Here is a 25,750-nt window from a genome sequence, read left to right as displayed (position 1 = left end):
CCACGCAAGTAGCGTCGTCCGGAGCACGAGACAGCAGGACAGCGACACCCGCGACGAACCGAGGTACCCATGACGACCAGCACCCGCGCCACGCCCGCCGCCCCCGCGGTCGGCGTCCCGCGCACACCCGCCCCGCGCGGCCCGGCCGTGCGTGCCCGCATCCTCGAGGCCGCGACCCGACGCTTCTACGCCGACGGCATCCGGGCGGTGAGCGCCGACCGCCTCATCGAGGACGCCGGTATCTCGAAGGTCACCTTCTACCGCCACTTCGGTTCGAAGGACGACCTGGTCGTCGCCTACCTGGAGGGCGTCGCCGACGCCGAGGAGGGTGCGCTCACCCAGGTGCGCAGCGCCCAGTCCGACGACCCCGCGTCCGTGCTCCGCTGGTACGCCAACCACGTCGCCGAGGTCAGCTGCTCCGAGGGCTTCCGCGGCTGCGCCTTCCTCAACGCCGCCGCCGAGCTCGCCCAGGCCGACCACCCGGCGCGGGCCGTCGTGGCCCGGCACCGCTCGTGGCTGCGCACCCAGGCGACCGAGCTGCTCGTCGAGATGGGCATGGAGCCCGACGCCGCGGGCCGCGCCGCGCACGCACTGCTGATGCTGCGCGACGGCGCGATGGTCGCCGGCAGCCTCGACGGCGACCCGACCGCGGTGGGCCAGGGCCTCACGGCCGCGGGCGACGCCGTGATCCGCGCCGCCCGAGCCTGAGCCGGCCCGACCGGCCGGTCCGGCTCAGTAGCCCCGGCCGACGCGCTTCGCCGAGCGGTCGCGGTCGGCGTCGTAGAGGTAGGACTCCCCTGCCGCCGCCACGCCCGGACCCGCGAGGGCGCGTCCGACGAGGATGACGGCAGCCTGCCGAAGCCCGGCCTCCTCGACGGCGTCGGCGATGTCGCCGAGGGTGCCGACGAGCACCTGCTCGCCCGGCTGGGAGGCGCGGAAGACCACGACGGCGGGGCAGTCCGCGCCGTACGACGCGGCGAGCGACGCGGCGAGCTCGCGCGTGCGGGTGACGGCGAGGTGCAGCACCAGCGTGGCGCCCGTGGCGGCGAACGCCTCGAGGCTCTCGCCGGCGGGCATGGCCGTCGACCGGGCCTGGGTGCGGGTGAGCACGACCGACTGGGCGACGAGCGGCACCGTCAGCTCGCGGCCCACGCGGGCCGCCGCGGCGGCGTACGCCGGGACGCCCGGGGTGACGTCCCACGGCACGTCGGCGGCGTCGAGGCGCCGGGTCTGCTCGAAGAGCGCGGAGTAGAGCGACGGGTCGCCCGAGGTGAGGCGGACGACGTCGGAGCCGGCCGCGTGGGCCGCGGTGACCGTGGCGGTGATCTGGTCGAGGTCGAGGTCGGCGGTGTCGACGAGGCGGGCGTCCGGTCGGCAGTGGCCGAGCACCTCGGCGTCGAGGTAGGTGCCCGGGTAGAGCACCACGTCGGCCGCGCCGAGCAGGCGCACGGCCCGCAGGGTGAGGAGGTCCGCGGCGCCCGGGCCGGCGCCGACGAAGTGGACGGTCACGACGAGGTCTCCTCGGTGGTGTCGGCGGCGAGGTAGGAGGGGTGGGGCTTGGTCCACGCCCACTGGGTGACGGCGCGGGCGGGCGTGAACCCGGAGAAGGTGCCGATGGGGGCGGCGGTCTCCACGGAGATCCGCGTGAGCTCGCCGCCGAGCGCGCCGTACCGCCGCGCGAGCAGGGCCTCGGTCTCGACGGTGACGCCGTGGACGACGAGGCGACCACCGGGGGCCAGGGCCTCGAGGCACGCCTCGAGCACGCCCGGGCGGGTGGCGCCGCCGCCGACGAAGACGGCGTCGGGGGTGGCGTCCGCCGCGGCGAGACCGGCCAGGGCGTCGGGCGCGCGGCCCTCGACGACGCGCAGGTCGGGCACGCCGAGGCGGCCCGCGTTGCGCCGTACGCGACGCGCACGCTGCGGGTCGGCCTCGACCGCGACGGTGCGGCAGGTCGGGTGGGCGCGCATCCACTCGATGCCCACGGAGCCCGCGCCGGCGCCGACGTCCCACAGCAGGGCGCCGGGGTACGGCGCGAGCCGCGCCAGCGCGGCGGCCCGGAGGTCGCGGCGGGTGAGCTGGCCGTCGTTCTCGAAGACGTCGTCGGGCAGTCCGCCCGCCCAGGTCACGGGTGTGCCCGGCTCGGGCTCGCCCACCTCGACCGCGACGACGTTCAGGTCCGGGACGACGGGCGGCTCGTCGGCCCAGGCCGCGGCGGTGCCGTCGAGCCGCGACTCCTCCGGAGCGCCGAGGTCGCCCAGCACGACGAGCCGCGCGTCGCCCCAGCCGCTCATCGCCAGCAGCCCGGCGAGGTCACCGGGGGTGGTGGCGTCGGAGGAGAGCACGAGCACGCGGCGCCCCGGGGCCAGCTCGCGCAGCACCCGGCGCACGTCGCGCGCCACCGCGCTCACGAGCACCGACGACTCGGCCGACCAGCCGAGGCGGGCCCGCGCCAGCGCGACGGAGGAGACGGCCGGCTCGAGGCGCACCGCGTCGGCGCCGAGGAGGTCGACGAGCGTCGTGCCGATGCCCGAGACCAGCGGGTCGCCGGACGCGAGCGCGACGACGCGGCGGTCGCCGTACCGCTCGAGCAGCCCGGGCAGCCCCGCCCGCAGGGGCGACGGCCACGCCTCGCGCACCTGGTCGGGGACGTCCGGGAGGAGACGGAGGTGGCGCTCCCCGCCGAGCACGACCTCGGCGGAGGTCACGAGGTCGCGGAGCCGGTCCGGCACGCCGGGCCAGCCGTCGGCGCCGATCCCGACGACGGTGAGCACCGGGCGGGTCATCGGGCGTCCAGCGCGAGGAGCGCCGGGGCCACGTGGCCGGCGAGCAGGGGCGCGATCGGCACGTCGGTCGGCAGGTCGGCGAGGTCGAGCCAGCGCAGCTCGGCGATCTCGCCGGAGGCGACGACCGTCCCGGGGCCGCCGGGCAGCTCGGCCGTGAAGACCGTGGAGGTGAGGGTGGCGCCGGGCTCGTTGGCGGCCGCGGAGTGGAACTCGCCGAGCAGCTCGAGGCTCCCGACCTCGACGCCGACCTCCTCGTGCGCCTCGCGGGCGGCGGCCTGCAGCGGGGTCTCCCCGGGCTCGAGCTTGCCGCCCGGCAGCATGAAGGCGCTCGTCCCGCGCTTGCGCACGCTCAGCAGCCGACCCGCGTCGTCGCGCAGGCAGACGGCGGCGACGACGAGGTGGAGGGGCACGAGCGGCAGGCTAACGGCCGGAGGCCCGCGACCCACGGCTAGGGTGACGGCACGACACGAGGTGCCCCGCGCACGTCGGCCGAGAGACAACGGCTGGCATGGGGAGAATCTGGGAAGCCGGTGAGAGTCCGGCACAGGGCCCGCTGCGGTGACCGGGGCGTTCGAGAGAACGGCTCCGGAAGTCCGAAGACCGGCCTCGTGTCCCGACCATCCATGGCAGAGCGAGCGGGAGCCCCACATGCCACAGCAGTACCCCTTCACGGCTGTCGTCGGTTCCGACGACATGACCCTGGCCCTCCTCCTGACGACCGTCTCCCCGGAGATCGGCGGCGTGCTCGTGCGCGGCGAGAAGGGCACCGCGAAGTCGACGGCCGTCCGGGCGCTCGCCGCCGTGCTGCCGCCCATCGACGTCGTCGCCGACGACCGCTTCTCCACGGACCCGCGCGAGCGCAACCCCCTCTCCCCCGACGGCCCGTTCGCCGCCGACGCCGCCGTCGAGACACGTCCGGTGCGGCTCGTCGAGCTGCCGGTCGGCGCCACCGAGGACCGCCTGCTCGGCTCGCTGCACCTCGAGAAGGCGCTCGCGTCGGGCGTCACCGAGTACGAGCCCGGCCTGCTGGCCCGCGCGCACCGCGGCATCCTCTACGTCGACGAGGTCAACCTGCTCCACGACCACCTCGTCGACCTGCTGCTCGACGCCGCCGCCATGGGCCGCGCCACCGTCGAGCGCGACAGCGTCTCCGTGGTGCACGCCGCCCGGTTCGTGCTCGTCGGCACCATGAACCCCGAGGAGGGCGAGCTGCGCCCGCAGCTCCTCGACCGCTTCGGCCTCACCGTCGAGGTGGCCGCCCCCCGCGAGCCCGCGCTGCGCACCGAGGTCGTGCGCCGCCGGCTCGCCTTCGACGCCGACCCCGACGCGTTCGCCGCGTCGTACGACGACCACGAGGCCGCCCTGCGCAGCCGCATCGCCGCGGCCCAGGCCCTCGTGGCCCAGGTGCTGCTGACCGACGCCGCCCTCACGAAGATCGCCGAGGTCTGCGCCGCCTTCGACGTCGACGGCCTGCGCGCCGACATCGTCACCGCGCGTACGGCGGTCGCCCACGCCGCCTGGCACGGCCGCCGCCGCGTGCTCCGCGAGGACATCCGCGCCGCCGCCATGCTGGCCCTGCCGCACCGCCGTCGCCGCAACCCGTTCGACGCGCCCGGCATGGACGAGGAGCTGCTCGACCAGGTGCTCGGCGACGACCTGCCCGACCCGCCGGAGCCGGAGGGACCGCAGGACGGGCCCGACGACGGCCCGGGTGAGGACGGCACCGGTGGCGACGAGCAGGGCGGCGACCAGCAGGGCGGGCCCGGCGACGAGGGCGGGGACGCCGACGCGACGGGCGAGACCCCCGGGTCGCCCGGGGCCGAGCTCGGCGAGAGCGACCAGCCGACCGACGCCTCCGACGCGGGCGTCGACCTGCCCGCTCCCCCGCCCGACGCCGGCCCGCCGCCCGCGACCCCGCCCACCTCGGGCGCCGGGTCCGACGGCGCCGTGACCACCGTGGCGGCCGGTGCGCCGTACCGACCGCGCCTGCTCACCGTGACGGGCACCGGCGAGGGTGAGGCCGGCAAGCGCTCGCGCGCCATCACCTCCACCGGGCGCCGGATCGGCTCGACCCCGGGCCGCGGCGGCGGCATCGACCTCGTCGGCACCGTGCGTGCGGCCGCTCCGCACCAGCACGGCCGCGGCCGCCGCGAGGGCGCGCTGCGGCTGCGCGGCGACGACCTGCGCAGCGCGATCCGCGAGGGCCGCGAGTCGAATCTCGTGCTGTTCTGCGTCGACGCGTCGGGCTCGATGGCGGCGCGCAAGCGGATGGCCCAGGTCAAGACGGCGATCCTCTCGCTGCTGCTCGACGCCTACCAGCGACGCGACAAGGTCGGGCTCGTGACGTTCCGGGGCCAGGAGGCCACGGTCGCGCTGCCGCCGACGGGCTCGATCGACGTCGCCGCCCGCCGGCTCGAGGAGCTGCCCGCCGGCGGCCGGACCCCGCTGGCCGAGGGCCTGCTCACCGCGGCGGACGTGCTGCGTCGCGAGCGCCTGCGCGACCCCCGCCGCCGCCCGCTGCTCGTCGTCGTGACCGACGGCCGTGCCACCGCCGGCGCCGACCCCGTCGTCCGGTCGCAGCGGGTCGCCGCCTGGCTGGCCGACGAGGGTGTCGAGACCGTGGTCGTCGACTGCGAGAGCGGTCCGTTCCGGCTCGGGCTCGCCGCGCGCCTGGCGACGTCGCTGCGCGCGACGTACCTCTCCGTCGACGAGGTCAACGCCGACGTGCTCACGGCGGCCGTGCGCAGCGCCGTGCCCGTGCAGCCGACCGCCCACCCGCCCAGCCGGACGACCGTCCCGAACGAAGGAGTGGCCTGAGATGCCGAAGGGACAGCCGGTCAGCATCCCCGACGACGGCCTGACCACCGCCCAGCGCCGCAACCTGCCGCTGCTGATGGTCAACACGGGCGACGGCAAGGGGAAGTCGACGGCCGCGTTCGGGCTCGCGATCCGTGCCTGGAACCAGGGCTGGAACGTCGGCGTCTTCCAGTTCGTGAAGTCCGCCAAGTGGCGCATCGGCGAGCAGACGGTGCTGGAGCGCCTCGGCGAGCTGCACGACCAGACGGGCGAGGGCGGCCCGGTCGAGTGGCACAAGATGGGCTCGGGCTGGTCGTGGTCGCGCAAGGCCGGCGAGGCCGAGGACCACGCCCGCGACGCCGCCGAGGGCTGGGCCGAGATCAAGCGTCGGCTGGCCGAGGAGACGCACGACCTCTACGTGCTCGACGAGTTCACCTACCCGATGGAGTGGGGCTGGGTCGACGTCGAGGACGTCGTCGAGACCCTGGCGAACCGTCCCGGGCGGCAGTACGTCGTCGTCACCGGCCGCCGTGCCAACCCCCGGCTCGTCGAGGTCGCCGACCTCGTCACCGAGATGACGAAGGTCAAGCACCAGATGGACCGGGGCCAGAAGGGTCAGCGAGGTATCGAGTGGTGACCGCGCTCCCCCGCTTCGTCGTCGCCGCCCCCGCCTCGGGGCACGGCAAGACGACGGTCGCCACGGGGCTGATGGCGGCACTCGTACGGCGCGGGCTCGCCGTCTCGGGCCACAAGGTCGGCCCGGACTACATCGACCCCGGTTACCACGCGCTGGCCACCGGCCGCCTGGGCCGCAACCTCGACCCGCACCTCGTCGGTGTCGACCGGATCGTGCCGCTCCTGCTCCACGGCGCCCGCACCCCGGAGCCCGCCGACGTCGCCGTGATCGAGGGCGTCATGGGCCTCTTCGACGGCCAGATCGGCGGCGACGGCTTCGCCTCGACCGCGCACGTCGCGGGTCTCACGGGCAGCCCGGTGGTGCTGGTCGTCGACATCTCGTCGGCGTCGCGCTCCGTCGGCGCCCTCGTGCGCGGCATCGCGTCGTACGACCCGTCGGTGCAGGTCGCGGGGGTCATCCTCAACAAGGCGGGCTCGGTGCGGCACGCCGACGAGGTACGCCGCGCGGTCACCGACGACCGCGACGGCCGGGCCGTGCCCGTGCTGGGCGTGCTGGGCCGCGACGACGGCATCGTCGCCCCGTCGCGCCACCTCGGGCTGGTGCCCGCCGCCGAGCGCGACGACGCCGCGGCCGCCCTGGAGCGCCTCGCCGACCAGGTGGCGGAGCGGGTCGACCTCGACGCCGTGCTGGCGATCGCCCACGGGGCCGCGCCGCTCGACGCCGAGCCCTGGGAGCCGGCCGCGCACGTCGCCGCCCCGCCCCCGGACGCGCCCCGCCCCCGGATCGCGGTCGCAGGCGGACGCGCGTTCACGTTCACGTACGCCGAGACCACCGAGCTGCTCACCGCCGCCGGCTGCGAGGTCGTCGTCGTCGACCCGACGCACGACCGTCGGCTGCCCGACGACCTGTCAGGGATCTACCTCGGGGGCGGGTTCCCCGAGATGCACGCGGCCGCCCTCAGCAGCAACGCCGCCCTGCGCGACGACCTGCGGGCCGCGGTCGCCGCCGGCGTGCCGACCGTCGCCGAGTGCGCCGGGCTGCTCTACCTCTGCGACGCCATCGACCACGCCCCGATGGTGGGCGCGCTGCCCGCGACGGCCGCGATGACGGGCCGCCTCACGCTGGCCTACCGCAGCGCGACCAGCACCGCGTCGACCCTGCTGGGCCGACCGGGCGAGACCGTCACCGGGCACGAGTTCCACCGCACCCACGTCACGCCGCCCGCCGGCGAGACGCCCGCGTGGGAGCTCGGAGCCATCGGCGGCCACGCCGCCGCGGACGCCGGATTCGCGGGCCCGCACCTGCACGCCTCCTACCTCCACGTGCACTGGGCGGGCCACCCGCAGCTCGCCGACCGGTTCGTGGCCGCGGCCCGGGCCACGGCGCCGTACGCGACCCCGGCCGACCGCCCGACGGAGGCCGCCGGTCTCGCCGTGCCGCCCGCCGATGACGCCGCGGACCGCCCCCGCGAGCCGCTGCGCCACCACGGTGACACCGAGACCCAGGCCCCCGACGGCAGCCCGCTCGCCGACTTCGCGGTCAACACGTACGACGGCCCGCGGCCGCCGTGGCTCACCGCCGCGCTGCTGGGCTCGCTGGACGACGTGGGCGCCTACCCCGACGCCGGTCGGGTGCGCGCGGCCGAGGCCGCCGTGGCCCGCCGGCACGCCCGGGCGCCCGAGGAGGTGCTGGCCGTCGCCGGCGTCGCCGAGGCGTTCACCCTGCTCGCCCGCGCGCAGGAGTGGCGCCACCCGGTCGTCGTGCACCCCCAGTTCACCGAGCCCGACGTGGCGCTCACTGTCGCCGGCCGCCCGCCGCGGCACGTGCTGCTGCGCGCCGAGGACGGGTTCGCGCTCGACCCCGCCGCGGTGCCCGCCGACGCCGACCTCGTGGTGGTCGGCAACCCGACCAACCCGACGGGCCGCCTGCACACGGCCGCCTCGCTGCGCGCGCTCACCCGTCCCGGCCGGGTCGTGGTGGTCGACGAGGCGTTCATGGACTCGGTGCCCGACGCCCGCCACGCGCTCGCCGACGTGCCCGTGCCCGGGCTGGTCGTGCTGCGGAGCCTGACGAAGCTGTGGTCGATCCCGGGGGTGCGGGCGGGCTACGTGCTCGGCGACCCGGCGTTCCTGGAGCGGATGCGGCGCCTGCAGACTCCCTGGTCCGTCTCGAGCGCGGCGCTCGCGGCCCTGCACGCCTGTGCGGGCGAGGACGCCGTCGCCGAGGCCGCCGCCCGGGTCCGGGCGCTGGCGACCTGGCGCGGCGTGCTGGTGCGCGGGCTCGACGAGCTCGGGGTGCCCCACCTCGGCGGCGTCGCGCCCTTCGCGCTGGCCCGCACCGGGCCGGGCGTCCGGGACGCGCTGCGGGCGCGGGGCTTCGCCGTCCGGCGTGCCGACACGTTCCCGGGCCTCGACGCCTCGTGGGTGCGCATCGCGGTGCGGCCCCCGGCGCGCACCCGCGGCCTGCTCACGGCGCTCGCCGTGGCGCTGCCGGAGGCCCGTGACCGCCGTCACGAGACGACCGGAGACAGCACGCCCTCCATGCCCTAGAGTGCGCGAGCGGGCCCGAGGAAGCCGGTGGGAATCCGGCGCAGTGGCGCTACTGTGACACCCCTCCTCGCGGCGGTCGACGACCGTCGTGACCAGGGGTGGAGTCAGACCCGACGGTCCGCACTTCATCCCCACGACCAGGGACGCACCCATCCCTGAGGAGGACACATGTCGCTCTCTGCACCCCTGCCCGCATCCGCCGCCGTCGAGGTCGAGGCCCCCGCGGTCCCGCTCGGCCAGCTGGCCCCCTGGGCGCTCTTCTTCGGCCTCGTCGCCGTGCTCGCGCTGTTCTTCGTCAGCGCCGACCAGGGCGCCGTGTCGATCCCCGCCGGCACGGCGATCCACGAGTGGGTCCACGACGGACGCCACCTCCTCGGCTTCCCCTGCCACTGAGAGCGGGCTGACATGACCACGATCCACGGGACCAGTGCGCCCGTTTCCGCCCCGCTCCTCTCCGCCCGCGCCCTGCTCGTGCGCGGCCTGGTCGCCGGTCTCGTCGCCGGCCTGCTGGCGTTCGCCGTCGGGTTCCTCGTCGGCGAGCCCGCCATCGACGACGCCATCGCGCTCGAGGAGTCGGCCTCGGCCGCCCCCGCCGCCTCGTCCGAGACCGCGGACCACTCGCACGCCGACGGCACCGCGACCCACAGCCACGACGAGTCGACGGGCGAGGAGGCCGGTGGCCACTCGCACGGCGACGAGGAGGAGGGCGGCATCAGCCGCGCGACCCAGAAGGGCTGGGGCCTGCTGACGGCCACGGTCGTCGTCGGCACGGCGCTGGGCGGCCTCGTCGCGCTCGTCGCCGCCGGCGTGATGGGCCGTCTCGGCCGCGCCGGGCGCCGCATCCGCCCGACCGAGTCGGTCGCGTTCGTCGCCCTCGCGGGCTTCGTCGCGGTCGCGCTCGTGCCGTTCCTGAAGTACCCCGCCGCGCCCCCGGCCGTCGGCAGCGGCGACACCATCGGGTCGCGCACCGGGCTCTACTTCGCCTTCCTGCTCGTCTCGGTCGTCGCCGCGGTGGCCGCGACCTACCTCGGGCAGCGTCTCTGGGCGACCGCCGGTGCGTACGCCGGCGTCGTCGGGGGCGTGCTCGCGTACGTCGTCGTCGTGGGCACCGCCGCTGCGTTGATGCCGGCGGTGAACGAGCTCGGGGACTTCCCGGCCGACGTCCTGTGGTCGTTCCGCCTCGGGTCGGCGCTGACGCTGACGGCGATGTGGGCCGGCATCGGGGTCGTGCTCGCCGGGCTCGTCGGGCGCCTCCACGCCCAGCAGGCGGCGACGCAGGCCCGCCGCGACCTCGCCGCCTCCCTCTGAGGTCGTCGGCTCCGTGACCTCCCGCCGTGCCCGCGCCCTCCGACGTGCCTGCGGGCTCGCCCTCGGGTGCCTGGTCGACCGGATCGCCGGGGACCCGCGCCGCGGGCACCCGGTGGCCGGCTTCGGCCGGGTGGCGGGGGCGCTCGAGCGGCGGCTGTACGACGACAGCCGTGCGCGGGGGGCGTGGTACACGCTCGTGCTCGTCGGCGGCACCGCCGGGCTCGGGGCGCTCGGGGCCCGCGCCGTGCGGGGGCACGCGCTCGGCGAGGTGGTGCTGACGGCGGTGACCACCTGGGCCGTGCTCGGCGGGCGCTCGCTCGACCGGGAGGCCGCGGCGGTGCAGGCGCTCGTCGAGAGCGACGACCTGGCCGGTGCCCGGCAGCGGCTCACCCACCTCGTGGGACGCCGCACCGACGAGCTCTCCGCCGACGAGGTCGCCCGCGCGGTGCTGGAGTCGGTCGCGGAGAACACGTCGGACGCCGTCGTCGCGCCGCTCGTGTGGGGCGCGCTGCTCGGCGTGCCGGGGCTGGCCGGCTACCGCGCCGCCAACACCCTGGACGCGATGGTCGGCCACCGGTCGGCCCGCTACGAGCGGTTCGGGTGGGCCTCCGCCCGGCTCGACGACGTGCTCAACCTGCCGGGCTCCCGGCTGTCGGCCCTCCTGGCGGCCGCCTGCGCCCCCCTGGTCGACGGGCGGCCGTCGGACGCCCTGCGCGCCTGGCGTCGCGACGCCGGCGCCCACCCCAGCCCCAACGCCGGACCCGTCGAGGCCGCCTTCGCGGGCGCGCTGGGGGTGCGGCTCGGCGGTCGCACCGTGTACGGCGCCCCCGGCGCCGAGCGCGTCGAGATGCGGCCGGTGCTCGGTGACGGTCGCGACGTCGAGACCGGCGACATCGCCCGCGCCCGACGCCTGGCGAGCGCCGTCGACCTGGGCGCGGCCCTCGTGGCGGTCGTGCTGGTGGGCCGTCCGTCGGGCGGGACGGTCAGGCGCCGGCGGCGACCGGGGCCTCACGGACGTCGCTGAGCGACGGCAGCAGCAGCACCTTGCCGGCCTCGTCCCGCATGAGGTCGAGGGCGATCGGCAGGCCGCTGAGCGGGAGGCGGTGGGTGACGAGCGAGTCGAGGTCGACCCTGCCCGTCCCGACCAGCGAGGACAACTGGTCCCAGGTCGTCCACAGCGAGCGGCCGAAGCTGCCGCGCAGGGTGAGCCCCCGGGTGATGAGGGTGCGGGTCACCGCCAGCGGGAAGTCGCCGTTGACCAGCCCGACGCTCACCACGGTGGCCTCGTTGCGGACGGCGCCGACGAGACTGCCGAGGCCCGCGCTCGCCCCGGAGCACTCGAACCCGAGGTCGAACCCGCCGCGCACGCCGACCGCCCGGTCGCCGACGTCGAGGGGGTGCACGTCGGTCCCGATCGCCTCGGCGCCGCGCGCCGTGACGAGGTCGCGGCGGCGACCGTTCGGCTCGACCACCACCACCTGACGCGCCCCCAGGGCGGCGACGACCTGGGCGAGCACGAGACCCACGGGGCCTGCTCCCGTGATCAGCACGCTGGCACCGGCGACGGGCGCCGCGGCCCGGATCACGGCGTGCATCGCGCTGCCCGCCGGCTCGAGCAGGGCCGCGGTCTCGAGATCCATGCCGTCGGGCACGGCGAAGCAGCTGGTCGCCGGGACGACGACCCGGTCGGCGAACGCGCCGTCGACGTCGATGCCCAGCAACGACATGGTCCGGCAGTTGTGCCCCGCCCCCGTGCGGCAGAAGAAGCAGTCGCCGCAGCTGAGGTGGGTCTCCACCGCGACGCGGGTGCCGACCGACGGACCAGCGGTGTGCGGACCGACCTCGACGACGGTGCCGGCCACCTCGTGTCCCATGGTCACCGGGAACACGAGACCCAGCTCGCGGGCGGCGGGGGTGGCCCGGTAGATCTCGGCGTCGGTGCCGCACACCGAGGCCGCACCGACCTCGAGCCGCACCTGCCCCGGCCGCAGGCGGGGCTCCGCACGGTCGGTGACGAAGGTGCACCCGACCCCGTCGTCGGCCTTGATGACTGCGCGCATGTCAGCGCTCCTCGGATGGTGCGGCGGGGGCGGCGCTCACCGGAGGCCCTCGACCAGCAGCTCGACAGTGACCGCGACGATGTTCTGATCGGTGAGCAGCCCCGTGTGGACCCGGCCGTGCCGGTCGATCACGATGGCGGGCAGGTGGTGGGTCAGCGCGCCGCCGGCCAGGCGGAGCCGTCCCGACAGCGTGACCTCCGTGGCGGGGCCGTCGACCACGAGCAGTCCCGCGGGACGGGCGAGGGCGGCGCCGACGAGGCTGCCGAGGCTCCCCGAGATCGACGCCTCCGCCATGCCGTGGTCCTCCATGATCGCGGCGCAGACCTCGAGGAGGTTCTCCCCGGCGCACACGCGCACCATCACCGCCGGTCGGGTCTGGGCCCCCGGGGCGCTCGGACCGGACGAGGCGGCCTCGCCCCCGCGGTGCCGGCGCTCGGGGGTGAACACGGGCAGCCCGCTCTCGGGGTCGTCGGCGCTGGTCAGCTCGACGTCGCGCAGGGCGTGCACGACAGCGTGCAGGCCTGCCGGGCCGACGTGGGTCTCCGGCCACAGATGGCCGCCCGCGAGGTCGCCCTCGGCGTCGAACCAGGCCGCGTGGCAGTGGATGAACCGGGCGCCCGCGCGACGGCCGACCGTCGCCGACCCCCCGACGACGCGGACCGGGCCGGTCGCTTCGCGCGCGGGGCAGTACCCGACCAGGGGGCCGCCGGGGCGGCCCTCGCCGGGGAAGCAGTAGCTGACCGTCGCCAGGGTCCCGTCGAGCAGCTCGACCTGGCCCGACGTCGCCCCGGCGGCGGTCACCGCCTCGTCGAGCGCATCGACCAGGCGGGCCCCGGGCCGCAGGAGCGCGTGGTGGACGGCGGAGACCGTCGGCAGCGGGACCACGCGCTCGGCCGAGCGCGGACCGCGGTGGGCGAGAGGTGTGAACGGTCGGGTGAGGGTGGTCATGCCTGCGCCTTCTCGGTGGGAGTGGTCGACCCTCATGGTGGGCTCGGCCAGCCCACTGACCTACCCGCCAGCCGCTGACTTCCCCGACCCTTCTTCCTCTCTGTGTCGCACTCGCCTACTGTCCGCTCCGTGAGCACCCAGGTACAGAAGGTCATCGACGCACTGGCGGAGAAGCTGCAGCGGTCGGTGGTGATCGACGACCCGCAGGTCCGGCTGCTGTTCGCGAGCCCCCACTACGGCGACGAGGACCCGGTGCGCACGCAGGCGATGCTGCAGCGCGATGCGGGCAAGGCCGCGATCGGCTACGTGCTGTCGCAGGGCGTGACGACATGGACCCGCGCGGGCGTGATCCCCCCGAACCCGGAGCTCGCCATGCACGCCCGGGTCTGCATGCCGATCCGGTGGCGCGCGGAGCTGCTGGGCCTGCTTCTCGTGGTCGACGTGGACGGCACCATGACGACCACCGAGCTGGCCCTGATCTCCGAGGTCGGCCACGAGCTGGCGGCCCTGATGGTCGCCGAGCACGAGGCCACCCTCGACCCGGACCTGCGGGACCGTGAGGCCGCCGTCGCCGACCTGTTCCACCGCGAGCCGGCCGTCCGCCGCAGCGCGGTGCGGACCCTGGCCGCCCACATCGACATGGAGGCCGCCACCCACGTGCGGGTCCTCGAGGTGGAAGTGCGCGGCGGCGCGCAGTCCAGCCCCGCCCACGTGGTCGCCGCCCTCCGACGCGCGATCGAGATCCGCGACGCCAGCGTGCCCGGCGACCTCGTGGTCGGCGTGCTCCGGGATCGCTCGGCCTCGGTGCTGCTCGGGGCGCACCACCCGATCTCGAGCGCCGTCGCCGACCGGTACGCCGAGCGCCTCATCACCGAGGTCCGCGACGTGTCTGCCGGACGGTTCGACTGCGTCGTCGGAGTGGGGTCCGAGGTGGACGGCCTGGACCGGGCCTGGAGCGCCGGGCGGCAGGCCGCGCTCGCCTGCCGGGCCGCGGGGGGCCTCGTGGACGCGCGCGTCGTGAACTGGGAGGCGCTCGGGCCCCACGCCATCCTGCTCCGCCTGCCGGCGGCGGAGATGGAGCCCGAGACGCTCCCCGACGAGATGCAGCGGCTCCTGGCTGTCGACCGCGGCGGCCGCCTCGTCACGACGCTGCGGGCCTTCCTCGACCATGCCGGGAACATGCCTGCCACCGCGGAGGCACTGCACATCCACCGGACCACCCTGTACTACCGCCTCGAGCGCATCACCGAGCTCGCCGGCCTCGACCTCGACGATGGGTCCACGCGCCTCGTCCTCCACATGAGCCTCCGGCTGATGGACGCGATGCCGACCCTGGCTCGCCGGGACCGAACGCCCGACTTGCGACATTGAGAGGAAGTCGGGCCGCCCGTTCCCACGATCGGCGGGTAGTGACCGACGCCACACCGCTCCATGCTCCGTGTCAGCCCGATCACACGTCGGGCAGGGGTTCGGGCCCCGTCGACCCCGAGGCCGAAGGAGTACCGCCGTCATGACCGACTTCACCACCCGCGACGGGTGCACGATCGCCTACCGCGACACCGGACGAGGAGACCAGGTCCTGGTCATCCTCCCCGGGTGGTCGCAGACCGCAGCGATGTTCGACCGGGCCATCGCGGCGCTCGGCCCGGACCTGCGGGTCGTCTCGTACGACCACCGCAACCACGGGGAGTCCGGGCGGAGCGAGGGCGGCGCCCGCATCGCGTCGCTCGCCGCCGACCTCGAGGAGCTCCTCGACCACCTGTCCATCGAGAAGGCCCACGTGCTGGGCCACTCGATGGGCTGCTCGGTCCTGTGGTCCTACATCGACCAGCACGGCACAGGCCGCCTGGCGTCGACGATCCTCGTCGACCAGCCCAGCGTCTGCGCCCTCGTGCCGTGGCTGGAGCCGTCCGAGCAGGCCACCGTGGGCGCGATCATGGACTTCGAGGGCGCGGCCGCCTTCGCCAGCAGCCTCCTCGGCCCGGACTCCGACAAGGTGCGTGCTGACTTCCTCACCTCGATGCTCACCGTCGACCTGGGCGAGGACGACCGCGCCTGGATGCTCGCGGAGAACATGAAGCTCGCGATGCCCTTCGGTGCCCGTCTCCTCATCGACCACGTCACCCAGGACTGGCGCGACGTGCTCCCCCGCATCGACGTACCGACCCTCGTCACCGCCGGCACCGTCAGCCACGTGGTCCCGTCGTCGCAGACCTGGATCACCGAGCAGATCCCCGGCGCCGAGCTGCGGATCTTCTCCCGCGAGGAGGGCGGCGCCCACTTCCCGTTCTTCGAGGCGCCCGAGCCCTTCGTGGCCGCGCTGCAGGACTTCCTCTCCCACACCACCTCCCCCCACCAGGACGCGTGACCCCATGACCACTCCCACCACCGCACCGTCCCGTCGGGGCCTCCTCAAGGGGTTCGGCGCCCTCTCGGCGGCAGCCGCGGGCAGCGCCGTCCTGGCCGGCTGCGACTTCGGCGGTGAGCCGGCCGCGGCGCCCGGCGCCGACGTCGCCGCCGCGGCGACCGCCGGCCCCGGCACCGACGGCATCGACCTCGCCACCATCACGACCGGCCGTCGCGTCGGCCTGATCTCGCTCGACAACTCCGCGGCCGCCGTCGCGATCGGCCTGCAGGGGATGTCGGCCATCAAGGAGGAGATCGACTGGGAGGTCGACGTCGTCGACATCAAGGGCGACCCCAGCGCCGTCCCCGGTGCCGTCACCACCCTGCTGCAGCGCGGGGCCGAGGCGATCCTGTGCTACGCGCTGCCGTCCGTCGGGCTCGAGCAAGCCGTCCGGCCCGCGAACGACGCGGGCGTCCCGGTGATCAGCCTCGTCTCCGGACGCTTCCCGGGCGCCGACGCCGTCGCCGACTTCAACGAGTGGGTCTCGTCGTCGCGCACCGCGCTCTACACGATGCAGCGCATGGGGTACGCCGGCGAGATCGCCCTGCTCGACTTCACCGGCCTCGAGGCCACCGCCATCCGCTCCGTCGTGGTGCGCGAGGTCATCGACCGCTACCCCGACGTCACGATCGTCGAGGACATCGTCGTCCGGGTGCCCGGCCAGCTTCAGGACGCCCGCGAGCGCACCGCCGCCCTCCTCGGGCAGCACCCCGACCTCAAGGCCGTCTGGTGCGCGTTCGACGACATCGCGCTCGGGGCCAACACCGCGGTCAAGGAGTCGGGCCGCGACGTCTTCGTGACGTCCATCGACGGGGTGCCGACCGCACTCGAGGCCATCCGCCGCAGCGAGCCGCTCGCCGCCACCTGCTACAACGACCAGCCGCTGCTCATGAAGATCGGCGTCAGCCTCGCCGACAAGCTCATCGCCGGTGACACGGTCCCGGCCGTCACCTACCAGGACAGCCCGCTCGTCACCGCCGACAACGTCCCGTCGGACGGGTCCCTGCCCAACGGCTTCGTCACGCCGTTCTGGTTGGGCTGAGCCGATGAGCACGGGACAGCTCCCCGGGGCGGCCGGTCTCGACCCGACCGCACCGACTCCCTCCGCGACCTCGTCGGCGCCCTCCTCCGCGCCGCCCGCCGGCCGGGCCCCCGGGAACCGGGGACCACGCAGCGGCGACGACCACGAGCCCCGGGCCTCCGGGCGGGCGCTGTTCGAGCGGCTCGGCCAGCGTTACGGCACACTTGTGATCCTGGCGGGGCTGTTCGCCTACTTCACCCTCCGCACCGAGGGCGGCACGTTCGCGACCGTCGACAACCTCTCGTCGATCCTGCAGTCGAGCGCGGTCCTCGCCATCGTCGCGGCGGGCCTCACCCTCGTGCTGGTGATCGGCGCCTTCGACCTCTCGATCGCCGGCACGATGGTGCTCGCGACCCTGCTCTCTGCTCAGGTGGCCGTCGACACCGGCAGCACCGACGCCGGCATCCTCGTCGCCGTCGGGGTGGCCGGCGGCGTCGGTCTGGTCAACGGCATCGTGGTGACCGTCCTGCGGGTGCCCCCGTTCATCGGGACCCTGGCCATGGGGCTCTTCATCCTGGTCGGCTTCCAGCAGAAGATCACCCCCGAGGGCACCGTGAGCCTGGGGCTGCCCGCCAACTTCGGCGAGTGGGGCCAGGGCTCGGTGGGCGGGGTCCGCTACACCGTCCTCATCGCCCTGGGTGTGCTCGTGCTGCTGCACCTCGTGCTGCGGCACACGGTCGTGGGCCGCCACATGTACGCCGTCGGCAGTGGCCCCGAGGCTGCCCGGCTGGCGGGCATCCGGGTCGACCTGGTCCGGGTCGCGGCGTTCACCGTGTGCGGCCTGTGCTGCGGGCTCGCCGGATTCCTCACCGCCTCGACGTTCGGTCTCGGCTCGGCCCAGGCCGGCGGGACGCTGCTGCTGGACGCGTTCACGGCCTGCTTCATCGGCGCCTCGATCCTCGTCATCGGCCGCTTCCACATCCTCGGCACCGCCATCGGCGTCCTCACCCTGGGCATGCTCACCAACGGGCTCACGCTCACCGGGTGGTCGAGCGACGACGTGCCGATCATCAAGGGCATCGTGCTCATCGTCGCGGTCGCCGCCGCCGGCCTGCTCAGGCGACGCTGATGGGCCCGAGCGTGGCGGTCGCCGGGCTGGGCCGCTCCTTCCCCGGAGTGCGCGCCCTCCACGACGTGTCCATCGCGTTCGCGCCGGGCACCGTGCACGGGCTCGTCGGCGAGAACGGCGCCGGCAAGAGCACCCTCATCAAGATCCTGGCGGGCGCCCAGCGTCCCGACGAGGGCTCCGTGCTCGTCGACGGCGCGAAGGTGCGGTTCTCCTCGCCCCTCGAGAGCTCCCGGCGGGGGCTAGCGTTCATCCACCAGGAGCCCAACCTCGTCGACGACCTCACGGTCGCCGAGAACGTGCTGCTGGGCAGCCGGGACGCCCTGCGGCTGCGCTCCCTGGTGGACAGGCCCGCCATGCACCGGCGCTACCGGGAGCTCGTCGCCCCGCTCGGGCTGGAAGTCGACCCGCGCACCCTGGTCTCCGAGCTCGGCATCGCCGACCAGACGCTCGTGGCGGTCGCCCGCGCGCTGCACCGCCAGGCCCACTTCCTGGTGTTCGACGAGCCGACCGCGGCGCTGAGCGATCTCGAGAGCGAGCGCCTGTTCCGGATCATCGGCGAGCTCGCCGACGGCGGGCGCAGCGTCGTCTACGTCTCCCACCGGCTGCACGAGATCTTCCGGCTCACGACGACGGTCTCCGTCCTGCGGGACGGCGAGCTCGTCACGACCCTGCCCACCGCCGACGTCGGCGACCGCCGGTCGCTCGTCGGCCTCATCCTCGGCGGCGCCGAGCGGCCCGCCGTCGACGACCGACGCGCGCCCGTGCCGGTCGCGCCCGGCACCGCTCCCCTACTCGAGACCGTCGGACTCGGTGACGGCGCGAAGGTCCACGACGTGTCGCTCCGGCTACTGCCCGGCCGGATCACGGGCATGGCCGGGCTGGTGGGCGCCGGTCGCACCGAGCTCGCGGCCATGCTGTGCGGGGCGAGCCGTCCCGTCACCGGGGAGGTGCGGCTCGTGGGTTCGCCCATGCGCTTCCGCTCGCCCCGCGCCGCCATCCGGGCCGGCGTCGCCCTCGTGCCGGAGGACCGCCGGCACCTCGGCACCCTCGGTGACCTGGACGTGCGGGAGAACCTGACCATGCCGTTCCTGGGCCGGTTCGCGCTCGCACGCGTCCTGCCGGTGCTGGACCGGCGCCGCGAGCGGAGGTGGGCCGACGGGGCCGTCGACCGGCTGTCCATCAAGATCAGCGGCCTCGACCAGTCCATCCGACTCCTGTCCGGGGGCAACCAGCAGAAGGTGATCGTGTCGCGATGGGTCGGCGCCGGCGCGAGGGTCTTCGTGTTCGACGAGCCCACGCAGGGCGTCGACGTGGGCGCCCGCGCCGAGATCTACGCGGTGATGCGGGAGCTCGCCGCCGACGGGGCAGCGATCCTGATGATCTCCTCGGACGTCGAGGAGGTCGTGGCGCAGTCGGACGAGGTGCTGGTCATGCGGGAGGGCCGGTTGGTCGCGCACCTGCACGACCCGACGGAGGCCGCGGTGCTGGACGCCTTCTACGACCACGACGAGCCCGTTCAGGCCCGGCCCGCCCCGGCCCGGCCCAGCCCGGCCCAGCCCTCGGGCAGCTGACGGCACGGCGGCCCTCACCCCCGCGCGGCGACCCACGCCACGGCGCCCGCGACGCTCCGCACGACCTCCGGGGCGGCGACCCCCGAGGCCTCGACGGCGCGTCGCACGACGTCGCTGGGGCGTCGTACGACGACCACCGGCAGATCGAGCGACGTGGCCGCGTCGAGCTTGGCCCGGGTGAGGTCGCCGCCGGAGTCCTTGGTGACGAGCACGTCGACACCGTGCCCGGTCATCAGGGCCCGCTCGCCGTCGGGCTCGTAGGGCCCGCGCTCGAGCAGGACCGTCCAGGTCGGCGGCACCTCGACCTCCGGCGGGTCCACGACCCGCACCAGGGCGGCGCAGCCGGCCAACGGCCCTGTGAAGCGTCCCAGCGACTGGCGCCCGATGGTGAGGAAGGGCCGCTCCCCGAGGGCGACGGTGGCCGCCGCGGCCTCGTCGTGGTCGTCGACCCACGTCCAGCCGTCGGCGCCCGGCAGCCCGGCCCAGCCGGGTCGCTCGAGCCGCAGCAGGGGTACGGCGGCCCGCGCGCACGCCGTGACCGCGTTGCCCGAGATGCCGGCCGCGAACGGGTGGGTCGCGTCGACCACCGCCCGCACGCCGTGCTCCCCCAGCCACGTCACCAGCCCGTCGACCCCGCCGAAGCCGCCCACCCGCAGGTCGCCCACCGGCAGTCGCGGACGCGCCACCCGGCCCGCCAGCGACGACGTCACCGGCACCCCCGCGGCGTCGAGCTCGGCCGCCAGCGACCGGGCCTCGCCGGTGCCGCCCAGCAGCAGGATCACCGCTCGCTCCCCGGGGGCAGCATCCGCAGGTCGGCGGGCGCACCCGACGCGACGAGCCCGAGCAGCGCGTCGACGTCGAGGTGCTCCTCGACCAGGTCCCCCAGCACGTCGAAGCGGGCCTCGCGCGCCGCCGCGAAGCTCACCGTGGAGGGCGTGTACGACGCCCCGGCCGCCGCGGCGACCTCGACCAGGAACGCCTTGCGGAATGCATCGTGCTCCAGGGAGCCGTGCCACATCGTGCCGAACACGGCCCCGCGCCGGGCGCCGCCGAGGAACTCCTCGTCGTCGCCGCGCGTGATGCGGCCGTGGTGGATCTCGTAGCCCCCGGCCGGGGCGCCCAGCGCCGTGCCGACCGGGAGGCGCAGCACCTTGTCGGCCGCGAACCGCGTGACGACGTCGAGCAGGCCGAGGCCCTCGGCGGAGGCACCGGCCGCCCCCTCGGCGCCGTCGGGATCCTCGACGAGGCGCCCCAGCATCTGGAAGCCGCCGCAGATGCCGAGCACCGGCCGCCCGGCCGCGGCGTGCTCGGCGATCGCCCGGTCGAGGCCCCGGGAGCGGAGCCAGGCCAGGTCGGCGAGCGTCGCGCGCGTGCCGGGCAGCACGACCAGGTCGGCGTCGGCGAGCGCCGCCGGGGTCGCGGCGAAGACCACGTCGACCCCCGGCTCGAGGCCGAGCGCGTCGACGTCGGTGAAGTTGCTGACCCGCGGCAGGCGGACGACCGCGACCCGCAGCGCGGCGGCCCCCGGCGTCGTACGACGCCCCGCGAGGTCGAGGGCGTCCTCGGAGTCGAGCCACACCTCCGGGTGCCACGGCAGCACGCCGTACACGGGGCGGCCCGTGAGGGCCGAGAGCTCGCGCAGGCCGGGCTCCAGGAGCACCGGGTCACCGCGGAACTTGTTGACCACGAAGCCGGCCACGAGGGCCTGGTCGGCCGCCTCCAGCAGCGCGACCGTGCCGTGGAACGCGGCGAACACGCCGCCGCGGTCGATGTCGCCGACCACCACGACCGGGGCGCCGGCGTGCCGCGCGAGGCCCATGTTGACGTAGTCGCCGCCGCGCAGGTTGATCTCGGTGGGGCTGCCCGCACCCTCGGCGACCACGACGTCGTACCGGTCGGCGAGGTCGTCGTACGCCGCGTGCGCGGCCTCGGCGAGGTGGCGCCGTCCGGTCTCCCAGTCGGCCGACGAGACCGACCCGCCGGGGCGGCCCATCACGACGACGTGGCTGCGCCGGTCGCTGCCCGGCTTGAGCAGCACCGGGTTCATCGCCGGCTCGGGCACGGCGCGGGCCGCGAGGGCCTGCGTCCACTGCGCGCGCCCGATCTCCGCGGTGCCGGCGCCGGGGTCCGCCGGGTCGAGCGCGCACACCATGGAGTTGTTCGACATGTTCTGCGCCTTGTACGGCGCCACCCGCAGACCTCGGCGCGCGAACGCGCGGCAGAGCCCGGTGGTGACGACCGACTTGCCGGCGTCCGACGTGGTCCCGGCGACCAGCAGCGTTCCGCGCACGCGGCGAGGCTACCCAGACCGGGCCGGTCGCCCGGCCCGGGCCCGGGCCACGGCCCTCAGACCCCCAGCACCCGGCGGCCGCCCGCGACGAGCGCCGAGTCCTCCTGCGGCGGGTGCACGCGCACGCACAGGACGTCGCGCAGGTGTCGCTCGAGGGGGTGGTGGCGCGAGAGCGCGGGGTTGCCGAGCGCGGCCACGGCGGCCTGGACCGCGGCGACCACCGAGCGCGCGACCTGCACCTTCACCAGGGCGAGCGACGCCCCCAGGTCCTCGCCCGCCTCGATGCGCAGCAGCGCCCCGTGCAGCAGCGTCTCGGCCTGCACGACCTGCGCCTCGATCTCGCCGGCGACCGCCTGGATGCGCTCGGTGGTCGCGATCGGGCGGCCGAGCGCGGCCGGCACCCGGGAGCGGGCGAAGTCGGCGAACGCGGTGCGCGCGGCCCGCGCCACGCCGACGTACAGGGCCGCGTGGCCCAGGCTGCCAGGGCCCGGCAGCGCCGCCGGGTCGCGGTAGACGCCGTCGACCCGCGGGATCTCGACCCACGCGTCGGCCGGCACCAGGACCTCGTCGTAGTGCACGTCGTGGGTGTTCGAGGCGCGCAGCCCCAGGTGGTCCCACGTGTGCTCCCACGTGATGCCGGGGGCGTCGCCCCGCACGAGGAAGTGGCCCACGCGGGGCTCCGGGTCGTCGGTGACGGCCCAGACGACGTGGTAGGCCAGCGCCTCCCCGCCGGTGGCCCAGGCCTTGTGGCCGCTGATCGTCCACCCGGCGTCGGTACGACGCGCGACCGTCGACGGCAGGCCGCCGCGGGCCGGGGCGCCGAGCTCCGGCTCGGCCCGCACGGCGTTGACGAGCGTCGGCCCGTCCAGCGAGCGGCGCAGCACGTCGTCGTAGAGGGCCTCGGGCCAGTGCGGCCGGAGCGCCTGGCCGGCGTGGGTGTTCAGGAGGTTGGCCGCGAGCAGCGCGACCGACGCGTCGCCCTCGCCGAGCGCCGTGAGGATGCGCGCGGCGTCGCGGTGACCGACGCCCGGGCCGCCGAACTGCCGGCCGACGGTGGCCGTCAGCAGGCCGGCGCGGTGCGCGACCTCGAGCCCGGCCCGCGGCACGTCGCCGCTGCGGTCGTACGTCGCGGCGGTCGCCGCCACCTCGGCCGTGACCCGGGCGAGCGCCTCGACCGACAGGTCGGGGACGGGCAGCTCGACGTACGGGCCCGTGCGGGGGGCGTGGGTCTCGAGGGTGGTCATCGTGGGGCTCCGATCGGGTGGGGAAGGCGGACCTCGTCGACGTGGCGCGTGCCGGGGGCCTCGCCCGCGGCGGCGGACGCCCCGAGCACGGCCTGGACGGCCTCGTTCACGGGGGCGGTGCGGCCGGCGAGCCGTGCGGTCAGCACGATCTCGCCGTTGAGGTAGTCGACCTCGCTCGTCGCCCCGCGGGCGAAGCTCTGCCAGGTGGACTGACGCCCGGGCTGGTGCCCGGAGCCCGGCCCGATCGCGGCGAGCGAGCGGTCGTAGGTGAGCTCGGTGTCGGGGTCGGCGAAGGTGTGGCCGGCGGCAGCGAGCACCTCGCGGGCCTCGGCGGCCACGGCCGTACGCAGCGCCTCGACCTGCTCGGCGGTGCCGTCGAACAGCTCGGTGGCGTTGGTGACGTTGTGCAGCAGCTTCCAGGCCTTCCAGCGCGGCAGGTCGTCGACGGCCTGCGAGAGCCAGCCGGCGGCGACGAGGTCCTCGGCGGTACGGCGGGCGACGGCCGCGGCGTACGGCGTCGGCGTCGCGGCGCCGACGATCACCTGACCGGTGCGCGGAGCGTTGGCCACGTGCACCTCCCCCGGCACCGTGTGGCGGGCGGCGACGAGGGTGACGCCGCCGACGACGGTCGCGAAGAAGCGAGCGGCGAGCCGCTCGGTCTCCAGCCCGTTCTGCAGGGTCACGAGCGGCAGGGTCGACGCGGCCGGGAGCGGGCCGGCGTCGGTGGCGACCGGGCGCCACGCCCAGGCGTCGAGGGTCGCGGCGACGTCCTGCGTCTTGGTGGCGAGCACGAGCACGTCGCGCTCGCCGAGGTCGACCGCGGCCGGGCCGTCGACCACGGTGAGGTCGAGCCGGCGGCTGCCCGAGGGCCGGGAGTAGACCAGACCGTTCGTGCGGACGGCGTCGTACGTCGCCCCGCGGGCCACGAGGACGACGTCGTACCCCGCGTCGTCCAGCCCGGCCGCGAGGGCCACCCCGACCGCTCCGGCGCCGATCACGACGTACCGGTTGCGCCTCTCCTCGACCATGCGACCAGCGTAGGAACGGGGCCCCGCCGGGGTCCAAGAGTCTTCCCGGATGCGAACCGATCGCCGCGGGCGATGGGTGTCGGACGGGCTCCCTGCCGGCGTCAGGCGCCCGTGGCCACCGGCAGGTCGTGGTTGCTCCACTGCGACCACGAGCCCGGGAACAGGCTCGCGTCGACCCCGGCCACGGCGAGCGCCGCGACCTGGTGGGCCGCCGTGACCCCGGACCCGCAGTAGACCGCCACCGCCGCGTCCCCGGTCGCGCCGAGACCGGCGAACCGCTCCCGCAGCGCCGAGGCCGGGAGGAACCGTCCGTCGGGCGCCAGGTTGTCGCCGGTCGGGGCGCTCACCGCACCGGGGACGTGGCCGGCCTTCGGGTCGACGGGCTCGACCTCGCCCCGGAAGCGCTCGGCCGCGCGGGCGTCGAGCAGCACCCCGTCGGCCGCGAAGGCGGCCACGTCGTCGAGCGCGAGCGTCGGCAGCGCGCCACCGGAGAGCACCACGTCCCCGACCTCCGGCACGACGTCCTCCGTGCTGAGGGCCCCGCCCGCCGCCCGCCACGCCGGCAGCGCTCCGTCGAGGAGGAGCACGTCGTCCAGGCCGGCCCAGCGCAGCAGCCACCAGGCACGGGCAGCGGCGAGGTTGCCGCCGCCGTCGTACGCCACCACCGTCGACCCGCGGCGGACACCCCAGCGGCGCGCGGCGGACTGCAGGGCCCCGACGTCGGGCAGCGGGTGCCGACCGTCGGTGGGCGCCCCGTGCGCGGCGAGCTCGGTGTCGAGGTCGACGTAGACGGCGCCGGGCAGGTGGCCCTCGAGGTAGGTGGTGCGGCCCGGCGGACCGCCGAGGCTCCAGCGCACGTCGAGGAGCACGATGTCGTCGCCCGCCACGAGGCGGGCGGCGAGGTCGTCGGGCTGGACGAGGACGGCGTCGGCGCTCACGTCGCTCACCCTGCCACGCTCAGCGCGGGCGCGGTCGAGCGCGCGAAGAAGGCCTCGCCGGCCTCGACCGCGGTGAGCTCGACGTCAGGATCGAGGCCCCGGCGGGCGACGAGGTTGAGGCCGGCCGACCCCACGTGCGGCAGGTCGTCGCGCACGACGAGCCCGCTCGGCACGCCGCCCGTGCTCGGCAGCAGCGCGAGGCCCAGCCCGGCGCGCACGCCGGCCAGCACCCCCTCGAGCGTGGTCGACTGCGCCGCCACGGTGACGCGGTGGCCCTCGCCGCCGAGGGCGGCGAGCGCCCGCTCCCGCAGGGCGCAGGGCTCCTCGAACGCGACGAGCTGCAGCGCGTCGTCACCCTCCGGCGCGGTCCAGCCCGGGGCGGCGTACCAACGCAGCGGCAGGCGGCCGACCTCCCGGCCCGGCTCGTTGCCCCGCGAGGCCAGCACGAAGGCGACGTCGAGCACGCCCTTGGCGACGTTCTCCTCGAGCTGCGTGGAGCGGCCGATCTGGAAGCGCGTGGTGACGGCGGGGAACGCCTGGTCGAGCGCCCGGATGAGCTCGGGCAGCATCTGCTGCGCCGAGTGCTCCGTCGACCCGACCGTGACGATGCGCTCCTGCGTGGCCTGCAGCCGCTCGAGCGCCTGGTCGTGCACGGCGAGGATCTGGCGTGCCTCGGTGAGCAGGTCGTCGCCGGCGGGTGTGAACTTCATGCCGCGCCCGTCCTTCTCGAACAGCTTGCGCTTGAGGCCCCGCTCGAGCACGCGCACGTGCTGGCTCAGGGCGGGCTGGCTGATGTGGCGGGCCGAGGCGGCACGGCTGAAGCCGCCGCACTCGGCGATGGCCACGATCGTGCGCAGGTGCTCGAGATCGAGGGAGTAGGTCATGCGAGAACCGTAGATGTCAAAGTCGAGTCAATTACTCCATCTTGAATACCGGACGGGCGTCCCACGCCTCAGACACGGCCCGGACCCGTCGTGACCCATCGGCATCCGTCATCGATCCGGATCACCGATCGGTCTTGGACGACCACCCTCCCCGCAC

The 25,750-nt window shown here is 75.7% G+C and carries 23 protein-coding genes, 1 pseudogene and 1 riboswitch; of the genes and pseudogenes, 13 read left to right on the top strand and 11 right to left on the bottom strand.

Annotated elements, in window-relative coordinates; translation table 11 throughout:
• Positions 1 to 69: 69 nt before the first annotated feature.
• Positions 70 to 708, top strand: a complete 639-nt coding sequence (locus tag K329_RS0108865) for a TetR/AcrR family transcriptional regulator (protein ID WP_084541128.1) — start codon at positions 70 to 72, stop codon at positions 706 to 708.
• 24 nt (positions 709 to 732) lie between these two features.
• On the opposite strand, the gene K329_RS0108860 is transcribed toward K329_RS0108865, so the two are convergent.
• Genes K329_RS0108860 through K329_RS0108850 form a run of 3 tightly spaced genes read right to left on the bottom strand, consistent with a single transcriptional unit; the run spans position 733 to position 3,193 of the window.
• The gene (locus K329_RS0108860) at positions 733 to 1,509 is read right to left on the bottom strand and encodes a cobalt-precorrin-4/precorrin-4 C(11)-methyltransferase (RefSeq protein ID WP_028472747.1); all 777 of its coding nucleotides are present in this window, start codon (positions 1,507 to 1,509) and stop codon (positions 733 to 735) included.
• The gene (cbiE, locus tag K329_RS25725; RefSeq protein ID WP_052336580.1) at positions 1,506 to 2,783 is read right to left on the bottom strand and encodes a precorrin-6y C5,15-methyltransferase (decarboxylating) subunit CbiE; all 1,278 of its coding nucleotides are present in this window, start codon (positions 2,781 to 2,783) and stop codon (positions 1,506 to 1,508) included. Before cbiE ends, K329_RS0108860 begins: the two co-directional genes overlap by 4 nt.
• Entirely contained in the window at positions 2,780 to 3,193 is a 414-nt protein-coding gene (locus tag K329_RS0108850) for an NUDIX hydrolase (protein ID WP_043642578.1), read from the bottom strand. Before K329_RS0108850 ends, cbiE begins: the two co-directional genes overlap by 4 nt.
• Before the next feature lie 42 nt (positions 3,194 to 3,235).
• Positions 3,236 to 3,406: riboswitch (cobalamin riboswitch) on the top strand.
• A gap of 25 nt (positions 3,407 to 3,431) precedes the next feature.
• Here K329_RS0108850 and K329_RS32075 point away from each other — a divergent pair.
• From K329_RS32075 to K329_RS0108820, 7 genes and pseudogenes are all read left to right on the top strand, one after another.
• Positions 3,432 to 4,412: pseudogene (locus tag K329_RS32075) on the top strand (magnesium chelatase ATPase subunit I); the annotation flags it as partial.
• Positions 4,413 to 5,033: 621 nt separating this feature from the next.
• A complete protein-coding gene (locus K329_RS32070) occupies positions 5,034 to 5,600 on the top strand; it encodes a vWA domain-containing protein (protein WP_425411475.1) in 567 nt (188 codons plus the stop codon).
• A 1-nt stretch (position 5,601) separates the two neighbouring features.
• Positions 5,602 to 6,216 (top strand): cob(I)yrinic acid a,c-diamide adenosyltransferase, encoded by a 615-nt coding sequence (gene cobO / locus K329_RS0108840; protein ID WP_028472745.1) that lies wholly within the window; start codon positions 5,602 to 5,604, stop codon positions 6,214 to 6,216.
• Complete coding sequence (gene cobBC, locus K329_RS25715; RefSeq protein WP_052336637.1) at positions 6,213 to 8,765, top strand: bifunctional hydrogenobyrinic acid a,c-diamide synthase/histidinol phosphate aminotransferase CobBC; 2,553 nt, start codon at positions 6,213 to 6,215, stop codon at positions 8,763 to 8,765. Before cobO ends, cobBC begins: the two co-directional genes overlap by 4 nt.
• A 168-nt stretch (positions 8,766 to 8,933) precedes the next feature.
• Positions 8,934 to 9,158, top strand: coding sequence for a CbtB domain-containing protein (locus K329_RS0108830; protein ID WP_028472744.1), 225 nt, complete (start codon positions 8,934 to 8,936; stop codon positions 9,156 to 9,158).
• Positions 9,159 to 9,170: 12 nt separating this feature from the next.
• Positions 9,171 to 10,073, top strand: coding sequence for a CbtA family protein (locus K329_RS0108825; protein WP_052336579.1), 903 nt, complete (start codon positions 9,171 to 9,173; stop codon positions 10,071 to 10,073).
• A 13-nt stretch (positions 10,074 to 10,086) separates the two neighbouring features.
• Positions 10,087 to 11,097, top strand: coding sequence for a cobalamin biosynthesis protein (locus K329_RS0108820; RefSeq protein ID WP_028472742.1), 1,011 nt, complete (start codon positions 10,087 to 10,089; stop codon positions 11,095 to 11,097).
• Here K329_RS0108820 and K329_RS25710 read toward each other — a convergent pair.
• Positions 11,057 to 12,133: a zinc-dependent alcohol dehydrogenase gene (locus tag K329_RS25710; protein ID WP_052336578.1), complete on the bottom strand. Its 1,077-nt coding sequence runs from the start codon at positions 12,131 to 12,133 to the stop codon at positions 11,057 to 11,059. The genes K329_RS0108820 and K329_RS25710 overlap by 41 nt on opposite strands.
• Before the next feature lie 36 nt (positions 12,134 to 12,169).
• Complete coding sequence (locus K329_RS0108810; RefSeq protein ID WP_028472741.1) at positions 12,170 to 13,081, bottom strand: PCC domain-containing protein; 912 nt, start codon at positions 13,079 to 13,081, stop codon at positions 12,170 to 12,172.
• A gap of 129 nt (positions 13,082 to 13,210) precedes the next feature.
• On the opposite strand from K329_RS0108810, the gene K329_RS25705 reads away from it, so the two are divergent.
• The 5 genes from K329_RS25705 (at position 13,211) to K329_RS25695 (ending at position 19,209) form a co-directional block, all read left to right on the top strand.
• Positions 13,211 to 14,452 (top strand): PucR family transcriptional regulator, encoded by a 1,242-nt coding sequence (locus K329_RS25705; RefSeq protein WP_052336577.1) that lies wholly within the window; start codon positions 13,211 to 13,213, stop codon positions 14,450 to 14,452.
• A 139-nt stretch (positions 14,453 to 14,591) separates the two neighbouring features.
• Complete coding sequence (locus tag K329_RS25700) at positions 14,592 to 15,449, top strand: alpha/beta fold hydrolase (RefSeq protein WP_043642577.1); 858 nt, start codon at positions 14,592 to 14,594, stop codon at positions 15,447 to 15,449.
• Between the two features lie 4 nt (positions 15,450 to 15,453).
• A complete protein-coding gene (locus tag K329_RS0108795; RefSeq protein ID WP_028472740.1) occupies positions 15,454 to 16,530 on the top strand; it encodes a sugar ABC transporter substrate-binding protein in 1,077 nt (358 codons plus the stop codon).
• Between the two features lie 4 nt (positions 16,531 to 16,534).
• Positions 16,535 to 17,638, top strand: coding sequence for an ABC transporter permease (locus K329_RS0108790; RefSeq protein WP_084541125.1), 1,104 nt, complete (start codon positions 16,535 to 16,537; stop codon positions 17,636 to 17,638).
• Positions 17,638 to 19,209 carry a sugar ABC transporter ATP-binding protein gene (locus K329_RS25695; RefSeq protein ID WP_052336576.1) on the top strand — a complete coding sequence of 524 codons (1,572 nt, stop codon included), beginning with the start codon at positions 17,638 to 17,640 and terminating at the stop codon, positions 19,207 to 19,209. Before K329_RS0108790 ends, K329_RS25695 begins: the two co-directional genes overlap by 1 nt.
• 14 nt (positions 19,210 to 19,223) lie before the next feature.
• Here K329_RS25695 and K329_RS25690 read toward each other — a convergent pair whose 3' ends face one another.
• The 6 genes from K329_RS25690 to K329_RS0108755 form a co-directional block, all read right to left on the bottom strand.
• The gene (locus K329_RS25690; RefSeq protein WP_043642576.1) at positions 19,224 to 19,991 is read right to left on the bottom strand and encodes a cobalt-precorrin-6A reductase; all 768 of its coding nucleotides are present in this window, start codon (positions 19,989 to 19,991) and stop codon (positions 19,224 to 19,226) included.
• Complete coding sequence (locus K329_RS0108775) at positions 19,988 to 21,499, bottom strand: cobyric acid synthase (RefSeq protein ID WP_028472738.1); 1,512 nt, start codon at positions 21,497 to 21,499, stop codon at positions 19,988 to 19,990. Before K329_RS0108775 ends, K329_RS25690 begins: the two co-directional genes overlap by 4 nt.
• 56 nt (positions 21,500 to 21,555) lie before the next feature.
• The gene (locus tag K329_RS0108770; RefSeq protein WP_028472737.1) at positions 21,556 to 22,743 is read right to left on the bottom strand and encodes an acyl-CoA dehydrogenase family protein; all 1,188 of its coding nucleotides are present in this window, start codon (positions 22,741 to 22,743) and stop codon (positions 21,556 to 21,558) included.
• Complete coding sequence (locus K329_RS25685) at positions 22,740 to 23,771, bottom strand: ketopantoate reductase family protein (RefSeq protein WP_043642575.1); 1,032 nt, start codon at positions 23,769 to 23,771, stop codon at positions 22,740 to 22,742. Before K329_RS25685 ends, K329_RS0108770 begins: the two co-directional genes overlap by 4 nt.
• A 101-nt stretch (positions 23,772 to 23,872) precedes the next feature.
• Positions 23,873 to 24,718 (bottom strand): rhodanese-like domain-containing protein, encoded by an 846-nt coding sequence (locus tag K329_RS0108760; protein WP_028472736.1) that lies wholly within the window; start codon positions 24,716 to 24,718, stop codon positions 23,873 to 23,875.
• Positions 24,715 to 25,593, bottom strand: a complete 879-nt coding sequence (locus K329_RS0108755) for a LysR family transcriptional regulator (protein WP_028472735.1) — start codon at positions 25,591 to 25,593, stop codon at positions 24,715 to 24,717. Before K329_RS0108755 ends, K329_RS0108760 begins: the two co-directional genes overlap by 4 nt.
• Positions 25,594 to 25,750 lie beyond the last annotated feature (157 nt).

The sequence above is a fragment of the Nocardioides alkalitolerans DSM 16699 genome (genome assembly GCF_000426525.1).
GTDB classification, from domain to species: domain Bacteria; phylum Actinomycetota; class Actinomycetes; order Propionibacteriales; family Nocardioidaceae; genus Nocardioides; species Nocardioides alkalitolerans.
The sequence above is the reverse complement of the archived record's forward strand: the minus strand, read 5'-3'. Positions and strand labels throughout refer to the sequence as shown.

Coding starts and splice junctions, on each gene's coding strand:
- K329_RS0108865 (WP_084541128.1), top strand. CDS start 70: ATGACGACCAGCACCCGCGCCACGCCCGCCGCCCCCGCGGTCGGCGTC.
- cbiE (WP_052336580.1), bottom strand. CDS start 2,783: ATGACCCGCCCGGTGCTCACCGTCGTCGGGATCGGCGCCGACGGCTGG.
- K329_RS32070 (WP_425411475.1), top strand. CDS start 5,034: ATGGCGGCGCGCAAGCGGATGGCCCAGGTCAAGACGGCGATCCTCTCG.
- cobO (WP_028472745.1), top strand. CDS start 5,602: ATGCCGAAGGGACAGCCGGTCAGCATCCCCGACGACGGCCTGACCACC.
- K329_RS0108830 (WP_028472744.1), top strand. CDS start 8,934: ATGTCGCTCTCTGCACCCCTGCCCGCATCCGCCGCCGTCGAGGTCGAG.
- K329_RS0108825 (WP_052336579.1), top strand. CDS start 9,171: ATGACCACGATCCACGGGACCAGTGCGCCCGTTTCCGCCCCGCTCCTC.
- K329_RS25710 (WP_052336578.1), bottom strand. CDS start 12,133: ATGCGCGCAGTCATCAAGGCCGACGACGGGGTCGGGTGCACCTTCGTC.
- K329_RS0108810 (WP_028472741.1), bottom strand. CDS start 13,081: ATGACCACCCTCACCCGACCGTTCACACCTCTCGCCCACCGCGGTCCG.
- K329_RS25700 (WP_043642577.1), top strand. CDS start 14,592: ATGACCGACTTCACCACCCGCGACGGGTGCACGATCGCCTACCGCGAC.
- K329_RS0108795 (WP_028472740.1), top strand. CDS start 15,454: ATGACCACTCCCACCACCGCACCGTCCCGTCGGGGCCTCCTCAAGGGG.
- K329_RS0108790 (WP_084541125.1), top strand. CDS start 16,535: ATGAGCACGGGACAGCTCCCCGGGGCGGCCGGTCTCGACCCGACCGCA.
- K329_RS25695 (WP_052336576.1), top strand. CDS start 17,638: ATGGGCCCGAGCGTGGCGGTCGCCGGGCTGGGCCGCTCCTTCCCCGGA.
- K329_RS0108770 (WP_028472737.1), bottom strand. CDS start 22,743: ATGACCACCCTCGAGACCCACGCCCCCCGCACGGGCCCGTACGTCGAG.
- K329_RS25685 (WP_043642575.1), bottom strand. CDS start 23,771: ATGGTCGAGGAGAGGCGCAACCGGTACGTCGTGATCGGCGCCGGAGCG.
- K329_RS0108755 (WP_028472735.1), bottom strand. CDS start 25,593: ATGACCTACTCCCTCGATCTCGAGCACCTGCGCACGATCGTGGCCATC.